We start from the raw sequence: 13,721 nt of genomic DNA, 5'->3' as shown, positions 1-13,721 counted from the left end.
TTTTTAACGCAGTTATTTATTCAAGTTGCATTCGTGATGATAGGATGGTAGAATGAAAAAAATGAAGCGCGAGAATTGACGAATTATGGGAGCGTAGCAGATATGGGATTGGCGGCTGAGCGCGACAACAGAAAACCGCCCAAAATGAAGATACTGATATTTCGACGTGTCTTTGTGTACAATATTCTGATTTTGCTGGGCGCGTTGTGTCTGGTGCTGGTCTTGACCTTCCGCTTCGTGTTGGAGGAACGCGGCAACGCGCGGGTCGATCTGTTGCAGCAGATCAGCGAGATCAATATCAGTAACCGCCGCACCATGATCCGTGTCATGAGCCATATCTATGAGGAGATCGAGCCTTATTTTGTATTCCGGTCAGCACCGGCGGATCTGCCCGAGAACGAGGTGAACGATCTGCTTGGCGAAATACAGAAGCAGGCCGCCACCTTTGGCTGCGATTACACGATCGACGTGGTGCTCAACGATAAACGGGTGTACTCCTCGTACGCGCATTCCGACGCATGGCTGAAAAGCATGATGCAATCCTACTGGTATATCAAGCATTTCAGCGGAGAAAGCGTGACCTCTTGGAACCTGCGCGTGCAGGATGCGAAGAATCTGGACAGCTACAGCCTGTGCTACGCGCACACGCTGTATGATGGGCAGGGCGCGCCGATCGGCGTAATCCTGCTGGGCTCGTCGCCGTCGTCGCCGTCGTCGCTGTTCCGCACCTATCAGAAGCTGCTGGATGGCGGCAGCACGATTTACATACTGGATGAAAACGGGATCGTCATCAGCCACTCCAACTCAAGCATGATCGGCGTGTGGCTGTACACGGTGGAAGCGTTCACAAGGCAATATAAGCTTGGCTCGTATACGCTGACCAAGAAGGCCGGGCGGGCGCTGATGGTGTCGAGCTACCGCGACCCGGACAGCGGTTGGATCTTTGTGGAAGAACAGCCGGTCGGCGAGTTTTTTCTTTCATACAGCCGGATCATTCTGATCACGCTGCTTGTCGTTATGGCGGCCTTTCTACTTTCCATTCTGCAAAGCTATTGGTCAATCCGGCGGATTTCGCGCCCGCTGATCGAATGCGCAAGGCATATGGCGCTGATCCGAGGCGACCAGTTCGCCTTGATGCCGGTGCAGCGCCAATACCGCGAGGTCGAGGTGCTGAGCACGGGCTATAACGCGATGCTGACACGCATCCGCAACCTAATCGGCAGCATCAAGGCGGAGGAGGATGAAAAGCGCCGCATTGAATTTGCCTTTTTGCAGGCGCAGATCAACCCGCATTTTTTGCGCAATACGCTGATGAACGTGAAGGGATTGATCGTTACGGGGCAAAGAGCGCGGGCGCTGGAAATGCTCTCCGCGTTTATGGATATGCTGAATATTCCCATCAAGGCCGATCTGCATGGACACAGCCTGCATGATGAGATCGAATATGTACGCCGCTATCTCACGCTGATGGAATGCCGCTATGGGCGGGAATTCCACTGTTCGGCCTATATTGAAGAAGGTCTGGAACAGTTCATGATTCCGCCGCTGATCCTGCAGCCGCTGATCGAGAACGCCATCTTTCACGGGCTGGCCGTGCTGGATGAGACGGAGGGGGCGATCGTGCTTACCGCCTGCCGCTCTGGGGGCAACATCGTGCTTTCCGTGGAGGATAACGGCGGCGGCATGCCGCCCGGCCAGCTCCGGCATATCTGGGAACCGGAGGAAGGCCGCCGGCGGTCGATCAACAGCATCGGCCTGAAAAACGTGCTCAGCCGGGTCAAATATGTGTTTGGCGAACGTTCGCATATCGATATCGAAAGCGAGGAGGGCAAAGGCACGACCGTTCGCATCGTGATCGTGCGGGAGGAGGATAAACCGTGAAAATTCTGATCGTCGACGATGAATTGCCGATCAAAGACTATATTGCGTACTGCATCCGCGAATCAGGCGCGGCGTGCGAAGCGGTGGTCAGCGCGTCGTCCGGAGCAGCCGCGCTGCGGCTGCTGGAGCAGCAGGCGGCCGATCTGGTGCTCACCGATATCACCATGCCGCGCATGGACGGGCTGGAGCTTTTGGCACAGATCCGCGCGCGTTGGCCGCAGACCGATGTGGTCATGCTGACCTGCCACGATGATTTTGCGTTTGCCCGCAGCGCCATGCAGCAGGGCGCCGCCGATTATATTTTAAAAAGCGAGATAGAACCCGATACCATGCGCACCCTGCTGGAACGGGTCGCGGAAAAGCGGCTGCGCGAACATCCGGAACAGATCGTGACGCGGCGGCTGTCGTTCGGGCGGTATCTGGATCAGGCGCTGAGCGATCCGGCCGTCGATCTGCTGGATCGTGAAACCGTGCGCGCCTACCTGCTCAGCTATAAACTGGGCGATTATTTTGTTTGCCTGTTCCGTTACAATAAATCCATGCTGGACGGTCTGGCCAAAATGCGTTTTCCGTGGATTCGCTGGCAATGGACGCTGCCGCTCGAGGACGGCGATATCTTTGTGCTGGCCGATCTGGCGCGGGGCATGAGCGGCAGCGAACAACAGCGGCGGCTCGCTGAATTTTGCGCGGCGCTGCGCGCCTGCGCAGAGGAGCCGGTGGGGGCCAGCGGCATCTATCATGACGAGACCGGACTCAAACGCGCCTTGCTCGATGCAAGACGCAACCTATCGCGTGATTTTTACCGAGGGACCGTGGAACCGCCCCAAAATCCCATTGATAATGAAACGGCGCTCAAGCAAATGTTCGTATTCCGCAACAATGCGATCAACGCGTTGGCCGGGCGGGATTGGACAAGCTTTCGCGAACAGACGGAAGGTTTATTCGCTTTTGCGTGCGAGCGGCAGGTGCCCGCCGAACGGCTGAAACGGGTGCTGTGCTTTATCGCGGAAATGGCGGCGGAGAGCGCGCAGGCGACGACCGTGCTGCTGGCTAAAATCGTCGGCGCGGCGCATCTGGAGGAGTTACAGCAGATGTTCGGCGAGTTCGCGGAAAAGCTGGAGCAAAACGACAGGCGGTATTCGGAAAACATCGAATCGGCCCTAAGCTATATCCGGCAGCACTTTCGAGACAATATCACGCTGCAAGACGCGGCCAAGGCGGCTTTTCTCAATACGGAGTATTTCAGCCGCCGTTTCAAAAAAGAGGTGGGCGTAAACTTTTCCGAATACCTGCTCACGCTGCGCATGCAAGAGGCGCAGCGGCTTCTGCGGACGACAAAGCTGCGCGTCAGCGAAATCGCCGAACAGGTCGGCATTCCCAACGTCAGCTATTTTACATCGGTATATAAAAAGCAGTTTGGCGGCACACCGGCGGAAAGTCGCAAGCACTGAGCAAAAGCATGGCCGTATTGTGTGCAATATGACCATGCTTTTGCTTTCTTTATTGGAGAAGTTGACGGAGAGGCATGATCGGAAGTCAACAGGTTGAAAAAACAGGTCAAGATTTTTCTGGGGCGGACCGTTCAGAAATCCGGCATAATGACAGCATCGGGAACCCCCTTGCGGCGAACGGACCCGCCGGGGACTAAGAAGAAGTATCAAGAGAAAGAAAGGCAGTGACACGATGAAAAAGAATATGGGAAAGCGGCTGCTCAGCGTCATGATGGCTTCCGCTACGATGATGGGCGTTTTATCCGGCTGTGGGGACAGCGCTGATGCGCCTTCCGGAGATACCGCGGGCGCGGGCGGCGCCAGCAGCAAGCCGCTGGTGGTGGGTGTTCAGTCCTCCATCATTTCGTTGCCTACCGTTTACGCCAAAGAAAAAGGATATTTTGACGATTTGGGGCTCGATGTGGAGCTGGTGATCTTCCCGAACGGCTCTCCGGAAAATGAAGGGCTCGCGGCGGAGCAGCTCGATATCGCGTCCAACGGGCTGGCTTCGGTGTTCTCCATGGCCTCCGGTCTGTGCGCATGGGTCGGTGAGACCGATACGATCGGAGACAGCACGTGGCTGTTCGCGCGGCCGGACAACGCGGTGTTTGCGCATCAGGGCGAAATCGCCGAGCACCCCGATATGTACGGCAGCGCCGATACCTTGAAGGGCCAGCAGATCTTAGGGCCGACCAGCACCATCCAGCAGCACATGGCGGCGGCTTACATGAATCAGTTCGGCCTGACCGCGGGCAAGGATTATGAATTCCTGAACATGGACAACTCGGCCGCCGCGCAGGCTTTTCTTGCGGGCGAGGGCGATATGATCGGCGTTTCGGATTTTTCCTTTGTCGAGCAGATGGAAAAGGCGGGCATGAAAAAGGTAGCCAGCTATCAGGATGCGACCGGCGGTGAATTTCTCAACGGTATTCTGGCGCGGTACGACGTGCTGGAGGAGCGCCGCGCGGATGTCGTGCTGTTCCTAAAGGGCATGTACAAGGCGGCGGAAGAGCTGCAGAGCAATCCGGATGTGCGCAAGGAATTTGCTTACAATTTCTATAACGACAACGGCAAGACAACCTCGGAAGAGGCGCTGGATCAGGAGATCGCCTCCCGCACCTATGTTACGCCCAGCTACATGCAGGCGGATGATTACGTGCTGGGATACGGCATGGTAGGCACCGGCGAGTTCTTTGCTTCCATCGGTACGATCGAGGAATCGCAGGTGGACAATGTCAAAAACGCGATCGACGGCAGCCTGATCAAGGACGCGTTGGATATCGAGGTAAAAACCGCAGGTTAAATAGAATCCATTTGCCCCGGGCTTACGGCAAAAAATGGGGCCCATGAAAATGGGCCCCTCAGACTGTCAAAAAACCCCTCGCGCCGCAGCGCGCATAAAATAGGATTTTGACAGCATCGGCAAAATCCATAAAAACTGGGAGCATGTATCTCAGTTTTTATACAAGCCGACTTCAAGTGTGCCTGCAAGGCGCGCGCAGAAGCCGGAATATTCGATCGAAATGGGGCTGTGTTTCGATCGACAGGCTGTCAAAAATAATTTTTTGACAGCCTGAGGGGGCCCATGAAAATGGGCCCCTTTTATCATTCTGTCATACCGGCAGGCAAAGCTTGAAACGGAGGAAAAGTATGAAAACCGGAAAGTGGAAAAACAATCGGTATCTGCTGCTCAGCATTCTTTCCATTGCGGCGGGTATCTTTGCGTGGTGGCTGGTCACGGCCGGATTGGGACTGGTCAGATCGAACATCCTGCCTTCGCCGGACACCATCGTCCGCACCTTTATCAAAAAACTGTACGATCCCAACCCGGAGGGCGGCACCCTGTTCGTGCACCTGCTGTCCAGCCTGAAGGTAGCGCTGTCGGGCTATGGGCTGGGCGTGATCCTCGGCATTCCGCTCGGCATTATCATGGCGTGGTATCCCCGCATTGAAATGACGGTGCGGCCGGTGTTCGATCTGGTCCGGACGGTGCCGGGCGTCGCTTGGATCCCTGTCATGGTATCGCTCGCCGGCATCGGCCTGCTGAGCAAGGCGCTGGTTATTTTTATCTCCGCCATGGTCGCCACGGTCATCAACAGCTATTCCGGCATCAAGCAGACCAAGGAGGTGCACCTGTGGGTCGGCCAGACCTTCGGCGCGTCCAACTGGGAGCTGCTGACACAGATCGCCATACCATCGGCGCTGCCCATGATCATGACCGGCTGCAAGATCGCCCTCGGCTCGGCTTGGACGACGCTGGTCGCGGCGGAGCTGCTCGCTTCGACCAAGGGCATCGGTTATATGATCCAGCAGGCGCGCGGCATTTACCGGCTGGATATCGTGATCGTCGGCATGATTGTGATCGGCCTGACCGGCGCGGCGCTGACCGGCGTGATCACGTTGATCGAAAAGCGCGTGCTGAAGGGAGGAAAATACTGATATGACGGCATTCTGGAATAAAAACGGCCGCAAGGTAGCCTATGGCGCGGGCGGCCTGCTGCTGTTCGGCCTGATTTGGTTCTTGGCGACGAACGGCACCGAGCTGGGCAAGATACTGCCCGACCCGGTGACGGTGCTGCAAAAGTTTTTCGCCTCCTTTGTCGAGCCGATCGGTACCAAGACCATGGTCTTTCATATTCTGACCAGCCTGCGCCGCATGCTGCTGCCGTATCTGGTGGCCTGCGCGGCGGGAATCCTTCTGGGCGTTATTATGGGCTGGTACAAGCCGCTCGAAGCGATCGTAAAGCCCTATATCGAGCTGATACGGCCCATCCCGCCGATCGCGTGGATCCCGCTGTCGATCGCGTGGTTCGGCTTCGCGGAGATGAGCAAGTATTTTCTGATCTTTCTGGCCTGCTTTCCGACCATTACCATTAATACTTATTCGGGCGTGCGCTCGGTCGATGAAACCATCGTGCGCGCGGCCAAGATGCTGGGCGCAAAGGACCGGCAGCTGTTCACCACGATCGTCATGCCCTCCACCGTGCCGTATATTTTCGCCGGTCTTCAAGTGGCCATCGGCAGCAGCTGGGCCACCATCGTCGCGGCTGAAATGATCCGCTCCTCGGAAGGCGTGGGCTGGCTCATCATCAGCGGACAGGAGACCAGCAACATGCCGCAGGTGCTGGTCGGCATCGTGGCCATCGCGCTGACCGGTCTGGTGCTGGTATCGATCATGCGGCAGCTGGAAGCCCGGCTTTGCGCCTGGAATGAGAGGGGACAGTAAATGGAACAGAACATTTTGATCCACTGCGACCATGTGAGCAAGCAGTTTGACACGCCGGAAGGCGTATTCAAGGTCATCGAAGATCTGGATATTCAGGTGCGTGAAAACGAATTTCTCGTGCTGTTCGGACCCGGACAGTGCGGCAAGTCGACCATTCTGAACACCATCGCCGGTTTTGAACAGGTGACGGAGGGGCAGATTACGGTAAACGGCGAAAAGGTGACAAAGCCCGGCCCGGAACGCGGCATGGTATTTCAAACAACGGCGCTGTTTCCATGGCTCAAGGTCATGGGCAATGTGGAATACGGCCCGCGTATGCGCGGCGTGCGCAAGGAGGAGCGCCGCCGCCGCGCGCAGCACTATATCGATCTGGTCGGCTTGCAGGGCTTTGAAAACGCTTATCCGATCAAGCTGTCCGGCGGCATGAAGCAGCGTGTCGGCATCGCGCGCGCTTATTGCAACGAGCCGCTTGTGATGCTGATGGACGAGCCCTTCGGCCATCTGGACGCGCAAACGCGCTACCTGATGCAAGAGGAGCTGACCCGCATTTGGCAGCAGGAAAAGCGCACGGTCATCTTTGTGACGAATAATATTGAAGAGGCAGTTTATCTGGCCGACCGTATTCTGGTGCTGCGCAACTGCCCGACCGGCGTGAAGGCGGCGTATGAGATCGACCTGCCGCGTCCGCGCAGCTATACCGACCCGGCGTTTTTGCGCCTGCGGCGTGAGATTAACGACGTGGTCGACCATACGCTGTAAGAAGGAGGGGACGAAATGCAAGAGAAAAAAAGAAGCAAAGGTCAAGGTGATCGGCCTGACCAAGAAATTCGGCGACCTCCTTGTGCTGGACAACCTGAATTTTGAGGTGCGGGAGGGCGAGTTTCTGTGTATCGTCGGCCCGACGGGCTGCGGCAAGACCACCTTTTTAAACACCCTAACCAAGCTGTATGTGCCGACCGCCGGTGAGATTCTGGTGAACGGCATTCCGGTCGATCCCAAAACGCAGAATATTTCGTACATATTCCAAGAGTATTCGGCCTATCCTTGGCTGACGGTCAAGGAGAACGTCATGTGGGGGCTGAAAATCAAGAAGGTGCCCGCAAAGGAAGCCGAGGAGAGCGCGATGGAGATGCTCGACATCGTCGGCCTGACCAAATTTCAGGACTACTATCCGGGTCAAATCTCGGTCTCCATGCTGCAGCGCGTGGTGATCGCGCGCGCCTTTGCCACGCGCCCCGAGCTGCTCCTGATGGACGAGCCGTACGGCCAGCTGGATATCGACCTGCGGTTCCGTTTGGAGGACGAGCTTTTAAAACTGTGGGAGCGCACGGGGACGACGGTTTTGTTTATCACGCATAATATTGAGGAAGCCGTTTACCTTGGCCAGAATATCATGGTGCTGACCAATAAGCCGACCTCGATCAAGACCGTGATACAAAATCCGCTGCCTCTGCCGCGCGACGTGATGGCGCAGGACTTTGTCGAGCTGCGCGAACATGTGACCGATCTGATCAAATGGTGGTAACAAAGGAGGAAGCCGCGTGAAAACGATCTTTATTCTCTGCGATACGCTCAACCGCCGCATGCTTTCGGCCTACGGCGGGGACGATCCGGCCATGACGCCCAATATCGACCGGCTGGCCCGCCGGTCGGTCGTGTTTGACAGCCACTGGTGCGGCTCCGCGCCTTGCATGCCCGCCCGCCGCGACATCATGACAGGGCGGCTGAATTTTCTGGAAAAGCCTTGGGGCGCAATGGAGCCGTTCGATCAGTCGCTGCAAAGCGTGCTGAGCGCGGAAAAGAACATACACACCCAAATGTTTTCCGACCACGCGCATTACGTCATTCCCGGCGGCGAGAACTATACCAAGGGCTTTACCGCGTGGGAGGTCAACCGCGGGCAGGAGGGCGACCCTGTTTGGACGCGCCCGTGTGAAAGCGGCATCCGGCCGGATACGCCGCCCGCGGGTTTCAAGGGCACGTGGTCGGAGGCGGAACGCGAAAACCGCTCCCGTTTCCGCACCGAGTATGATTATCCGAGCGTTAAAACCATGTGGCACGCCGCCGAATGGCTGGAGGACAACCATGGGGCGGATAACTTTTTCCTATGGGTAGAAGCGTTCGACCCGCACGAGCCATACGATTGCCCGAAATATTATCTGGATCTGTACGAGAAGGCGGGGGACTATGATGGGCCGGACTACACGCACCCCTCCTATGCACCCAATGAGTTCACGCCGGAGGAGACCGCGCATTTGCGCCGCCGCTGCAAGGCGCTGACCACGATGACCGACCGGCACCTCGGTGAGATCCTCGACGTGCTCGACCGGCACGATCTGTGGAAGGACACCATGGTCGTGCTGACAACCGATCACGGCTATCATTTGGGCGAGCACGGCTTCATGGCCAAAAACTATATGGCGCCCTATAACGAGGTGTTTCACATCCCGCTGCTGATCGCGGCGCCGGGCGTGTCGCCCGGCCGGTGCGGCGCGGTGACGCAAAATATCGACGTGATGCCCACGGTGATGGAGTACTTCGGCATTTCAGAGCAGACGCTGCAATACCCGCTGCATGGCCGCAGCTTGCTGCCGCTGCTGCGTCGACAGGCCGAAGCCGTGCGGGACGGCGCGCTGTACGGCTATTTCGGCAAGCAGGTCGCGTGGACGGACGGAAAATATACCTATTTCCGCGCCGCAAAGGATAAGCAAAATCAGCCCCTATACGTATACACCGCCATGCCGACCGTGCTGCGGCAGACCTACGGCGCGAACGACGCGGTTCAGGTTGCGGATTACGGCAGGATCGAAATGGGGCGTTTCTTATCATGGACGGATTACCCGGTCTACCGTTTCCCGGCGGATATCATCCATTGGGGCAACGCTTCGCAGGAATTTGTCGGCCGCTCGCCGTATAATGAGCAAACGCTATTGTTCGATATCGAAGCGGATTATGCGCAGGAACGTCCCGTCAAGGACGCGGCGCTGGAGGCTGAAATGGCGCAAAAGCTGCGCGCCTGTCTGGCCGCTCACGACGCGCCGCCCGAACAATATGAACGGCTGGGGTTGTAACGATGCCGAAAAACATTTTGCTGCTGATGACCGACCAGCAGCGCGCGGACTACGTCGGTTATGCGCCGGGCGGCAAAGCGGTCATGCCGAACCTCGGCCGGATTGCGCGCGAGGGCGGCTGGTTCTCCGGCTGCCAGACGGTAAACCCGATCTGCACGCCCGCGCGCACTTCGCTGATTACCGGGCGGTACAGCCGTCAGATCGGCACGCTGACCATGTCGGGCGATCTGTTCCCCCAGATCCCCACGGTGATGCAGGCGCTGCAAAAGGCGGGCTATGTGACGTATGGGATCGGAAAATTCCACTATACGCAAACGCACCCGTGGAACACGCCGCGCGGCATGGGCATGCCGCTTTATGCGATGCGGGAACAGATGAAGGCGTACGGGTATGACTTCGTATGGGAAACGGGCGGCAAGCAGCAGCTGGATAAATGCTATGACCACTATGCCAAATACTTGGATGATAGGGGCTTATTGGACGCGGTGCGCGATTTTATGACCGCGTGCGGCGGCGCCAACGGCGATACCGCCGACCACAATTACGACAAGGCGCTGCCTTGGGCGTTTGAGGAAGCGGATTATGTGGACGTGGTGACCGGCCGCGTCGCGGCCGAGCGGCTGCGCGAGCACGACCCAGCCAAACCGTTTTTTATGAAAGTGTCCTTTTGCGGGCCGCATAAGCCCTACGAAGCGCCGCAGCGGTACCTCGACCTATTTCCCATGCAGCGGGTGGACGATTTTCTTCTGCCCGATGGGCAGTCGCTGACCGGCGCGCAGAAGGAAGCGCTGTGGAGACAGCGCCGCGCGGCGCGGGCGATGCTCCGGCTGATCGACGATCAGATCGGTATGCTGCTTTCCATATTGGAGGAGCGGGATATGCTGGAGGATACGCTCCTCCTGTTTACCTCGGACCACGGCGATATGCTGGGCGACCACTTCATGCTGCAAAAGGGCGTGCCGTGGAGGCAAGCGCTGAATGTCCCGCTGGCGATCCGCTTGCCGGGCGCGGCGCCGATCGGCGAGAACACAGCGCCGGTGGAGCTGAGCGATCTCGCGGCGACGATGCTCGACTACGCGGGCCTTGCGCCCGCGCAGGCGCTCAGCCGGAGCTGGCCCGCCTATAACGATATCATCCCGAGCCGCTCGCTGCTGCCGGTTTTGCGCGGTGAAACGGACGCGGTGCGCGCGTTTGCTTTTTCCGAATGTGATTTTACCGAGGAACGCGCGCCCGGCGTGACGGCTGGAAGCGGTGATGCGCAGCCGAGGCGGGCGCGGCCGCTCAAACGCGTGGCAATGTATTACCACCCATGGAAGCAAATATATCAAGTATCTGGGTTACCGGCTGGGCGAAGCGCCTGCCGAAGAGTTTTACGATCTGCTGCTCGACCCGGACGAAACGAAAAACCGTATCGCGGACCCCGCGTACCGCGCGCCGGTCGACGAGGCGCGGCAGCGCCTGCAATACATGGTCGACCACTATCCGCCCGCGCAAAAAACGTGGGCCGAAGGTTTCTTGCCCTGTTAAGCTTACCTCTTCTTCTTTTTCCTTCTATTCGGGCAAAGCCCCGGCGGACCAAACGGTCCGCCGGGGCTTTGCGGGTTTTCGCGCGCTTAACGCGGGGCGTTCGCGGCGCGCTGGGCAAGCACGCGGCGGGCCGCGTCCATAAATTCGGTTTCACGGGCGGAGAAAAAGGCGCGTATGGCGTCACAGTAAAAATTTAGCGGCGCGCCGCCATCGGCCGGCGCGACACGGTCCCGGCGGCAGCCGTTGCGGCAAAGCGCGCCCCAGCGGCATGCACGGCACTGTTCTGGAATGGGGTGGGACGCGTTGAGAAATCGCTTGGCCGTTTCACAGGCGGCGAACTCGGCCAGCGGACGCTCGCCCAGCGTGCCCAGCCGCCACTCGTCATATACATAGAAATCGCATGGATAAACGCCGCCGTCGCCCTCCACCACGAATTGGATGCTGCACTTGCCGCACATGGTGCATACCTCGGGCGCTTCGCCCAGCGCGAGCAGCAGCCAGTTATCCAAATGGCGGATGCTGACATAGTCGCCGCGCAGCAGATCGGCGTACCACAGATCAAAAATACGGATCAGGAAATGACCGTAATCCTTGACGGATAGATGGTAGGGTTCGCTGCCGCGCTCCCGCTCGAGCGGCTCCAAGCAGGGAATAAACTGTAAGTACCGAAAGCCTTGCTTGCGATAAAAACGGTAGATTTTTTCGATCGCCCGCGCGTTGCCGCCGGTAACGACGCAAAGCACATTATAATCCACCCCGTGCTGCGCAAGCAGCCGGGCGGCGCGCATGACGCGGCTCCATGTGCCCTTGCCCTCCGCGTCGATACGGTTGCGGTCGTGGATTTCCGCCGGGCCGTCCAGCGAAAGGCCGACAAGAAAATGCTCGTCATGCAGGAATTTCGCCCATTCCTCGTCGATCACCAATCCGTTAGTCTGCAAAGCGTTGGAAACGGCAAGCCCTGGCCTTGCATACTTTTTTTGAAGCTTGACCGCCTTTTGATAAAATGGCAGACCGGCAAGCGTGGGTTCGCCGCCTTGAAACGCAAAGGAACACAAGCCGTCGGCATATGCCATACCGCTTTGGATCAGGTGCTCGAGCGCTTCGTCCGACAGCATGCCTTCAAACGCGGTGTCTCTCGCGCTGGCGATCGCGTGATAAAAGCAGTACTTGCACCGCATGTTGCACGCGGAGGAGCTGGGCTTGGCCAGCAAATTGACCGGAGGCATAGAAGCACCCGCCTTTCCAATATCCTATTATAATCATTATAAACGAAAACGCGCCTTGCCACAAGCGCGGGGTTTGTCAGCCAGTCATAAAACCGCGCGGCTATGGCATATTCTTTGGCAGAGGATGTATTTCCAAGGGGGTATTGTTTTGGAACTCGGTTATCGGCGCGTAATCACGCAAGCGATATGCGCGGTGCTTATTCTGTGCGGGCTGATCGGCGCGGGCAGACTGTGGGATGGCCGCGCGCAAATGGCGTTTGGAGAAGCGGATGGGGTGCGCCTGCCGATCCTGATGTATCACAGTATATTAAAGGACGGCGCGCGGCAGGGCAAATATGTGCTGCATCCGGATGCGCTGGCGTCCGATCTGGACTATTTGAAAAAAGAGGGCTATGAGACCATCACCGTGAACGATCTGCTCGCCTATGTGGGGGAGGGAACGCCGCTGCCCGACAAGCCGGTCATGATCACCTTTGACGATGGGTATTATAACAACTATGTCTATGCCTATCCGCTGCTGCAGGAGCGCGGCATGCGCGCGGTGGTTTCGATCATCGGCAGCCAGACCGCGCTGTATACGGAGAACGGACAGGAAAACGCCTATTGGTCCCATCTGAAGCTGACGCACCTCGGTGAGATGGACGATGTGTTTGAGGTGCAGAACCACTCTTGGAATTTGCACGAATACGGCGAGCGGCGCGGCTGTTTGCGCCGCCGCGGCGAGGATCAGGTGGGTTACGCCAGCTTTCTACGGCAGGATACCGAGGCGACCCAGCAACTGCTGATTGAGGCCGGACTGCCCGAACCGACCTGCTATACCTATCCCTTTGGCGCGTGTTCGGACGAGAGCGAGAAGGTCCTAAAGGATATGGGCTTTCAGTGCACGCTGGGCTGCGAGGAACGGGTGAACACCGTGACGCGGGACCCGGATTGCCTTTACGAAATGGGCCGCTTCAACCGCCCGGCCGGCGTGAGCACGGATACCTTTATGGAAAAGCTGAAAAAGGAGTGAGCGGAATGGAGTGTATGCGGTTTTCCGAGCTGCACTGCCGCGAAGTGATTAACTTGTGCGACGGCGCGCGGCTGGGCGAGGTTTGCGACCTGATCTTTGACCCCGCGTGCGGCAGCATCACCGCGATCGTCGTGCCCGGACGCGGCGGGCTGCTCAGCATGTTCAGCAGGGAAGACTGCGTGATCCCCTGGAACTGCATCGAAACCATGGGCGAGGATTATATCCTTGTCCGCTGGCGCGAAGGCCCGCCGCCGCGGCCGAGACATTAAAACCGATGGATAGCGCAGG

12 protein-coding genes are annotated in these 13,721 nt (G+C 58.1%); 11 read left to right on the top strand and 1 reads right to left on the bottom strand.

Annotation, left to right across the window (positions count from 1 at the left end):
* Positions 1-144 precede the first annotated feature (144 nt).
* The 9 genes from RWV98_RS13200 to RWV98_RS13160 all read left to right on the top strand — a co-directional run bounded on the left by RWV98_RS13200 (position 145) and on the right by RWV98_RS13160 (position 11,392).
* Positions 145-1,881: a sensor histidine kinase gene (locus tag RWV98_RS13200; protein WP_317861305.1), complete on the top strand. Its 1,737-nt coding sequence runs from the start codon at positions 145-147 to the stop codon at positions 1,879-1,881.
* Positions 1,878-3,332, top strand: coding sequence for a response regulator transcription factor (locus tag RWV98_RS13195; protein WP_317861303.1), 1,455 nt, complete (start codon positions 1,878-1,880; stop codon positions 3,330-3,332). The genes RWV98_RS13200 and RWV98_RS13195 overlap by 4 nt, the downstream gene beginning before the upstream one ends.
* A gap of 232 nt (positions 3,333-3,564) precedes the next feature.
* Positions 3,565-4,674, top strand: coding sequence for an ABC transporter substrate-binding protein (locus RWV98_RS13190; RefSeq protein WP_317861301.1), 1,110 nt, complete (start codon positions 3,565-3,567; stop codon positions 4,672-4,674).
* Positions 4,675-5,021: 347 nt separating this feature from the next.
* Complete coding sequence (locus RWV98_RS13185) at positions 5,022-5,810, top strand: ABC transporter permease (protein WP_280961345.1); 789 nt, start codon at positions 5,022-5,024, stop codon at positions 5,808-5,810.
* 1 nt (position 5,811) lies between these two features.
* Positions 5,812-6,597 carry an ABC transporter permease gene (locus RWV98_RS13180; RefSeq protein ID WP_280961346.1) on the top strand — a complete coding sequence of 262 codons (786 nt, stop codon included), beginning with the start codon at positions 5,812-5,814 and terminating at the stop codon, positions 6,595-6,597.
* Positions 6,598-7,356 carry an ABC transporter ATP-binding protein gene (locus RWV98_RS13175; protein WP_280961347.1) on the top strand — a complete coding sequence of 253 codons (759 nt, stop codon included), beginning with the start codon at positions 6,598-6,600 and terminating at the stop codon, positions 7,354-7,356. It abuts the gene before it with no gap.
* Positions 7,322-8,122 (top strand): ABC transporter ATP-binding protein, encoded by an 801-nt coding sequence (locus tag RWV98_RS13170; RefSeq protein ID WP_442872062.1) that lies wholly within the window; start codon positions 7,322-7,324, stop codon positions 8,120-8,122. The genes RWV98_RS13175 and RWV98_RS13170 overlap by 35 nt, the downstream gene beginning before the upstream one ends.
* 16 nt (positions 8,123-8,138) lie before the next feature.
* Positions 8,139-9,668, top strand: a complete 1,530-nt coding sequence (locus tag RWV98_RS13165) for a sulfatase (protein ID WP_317861298.1) — start codon at positions 8,139-8,141, stop codon at positions 9,666-9,668.
* A gap of 2 nt (positions 9,669-9,670) precedes the next feature.
* The gene (locus RWV98_RS13160) at positions 9,671-11,392 is read left to right on the top strand and encodes a sulfatase family protein (RefSeq protein ID WP_317861296.1); all 1,722 of its coding nucleotides are present in this window, start codon (positions 9,671-9,673) and stop codon (positions 11,390-11,392) included.
* Here RWV98_RS13160 and RWV98_RS13155 read toward each other — a convergent pair.
* The gene (locus tag RWV98_RS13155) at positions 11,282-12,421 is read right to left on the bottom strand and encodes an anaerobic sulfatase maturase (RefSeq protein WP_317861294.1); all 1,140 of its coding nucleotides are present in this window, start codon (positions 12,419-12,421) and stop codon (positions 11,282-11,284) included. The two genes, RWV98_RS13160 and RWV98_RS13155, sit on opposite strands and share 111 nt — an antisense overlap.
* A 148-nt stretch (positions 12,422-12,569) precedes the next feature.
* On the opposite strand from RWV98_RS13155, the gene RWV98_RS13150 reads away from it, so the two are divergent.
* Together RWV98_RS13150 and RWV98_RS13145 are read left to right on the top strand one after the other, a co-directional pair.
* Positions 12,570-13,433, top strand: coding sequence for a polysaccharide deacetylase family protein (locus RWV98_RS13150; protein WP_280961352.1), 864 nt, complete (start codon positions 12,570-12,572; stop codon positions 13,431-13,433).
* A gap of 5 nt (positions 13,434-13,438) precedes the next feature.
* On the top strand, positions 13,439-13,702 hold the full coding sequence (locus RWV98_RS13145; RefSeq protein ID WP_280961353.1) for a PRC-barrel domain-containing protein: 264 nt from the start codon (positions 13,439-13,441) through the stop codon (positions 13,700-13,702).
* The last annotated feature ends 19 nt before the right edge of the window (positions 13,703-13,721 follow it).

Origin of the sequence: Agathobaculum sp. NTUH-O15-33 (assembly GCF_033193315.1) — a bacterium.
Lineage (GTDB): Bacteria > Bacillota > Clostridia > Oscillospirales > Butyricicoccaceae > Agathobaculum > Agathobaculum faecihominis_A.
Note: the sequence above shows the minus strand (reverse complement) of the source record. Positions and strands in the feature narration are given on the sequence as shown.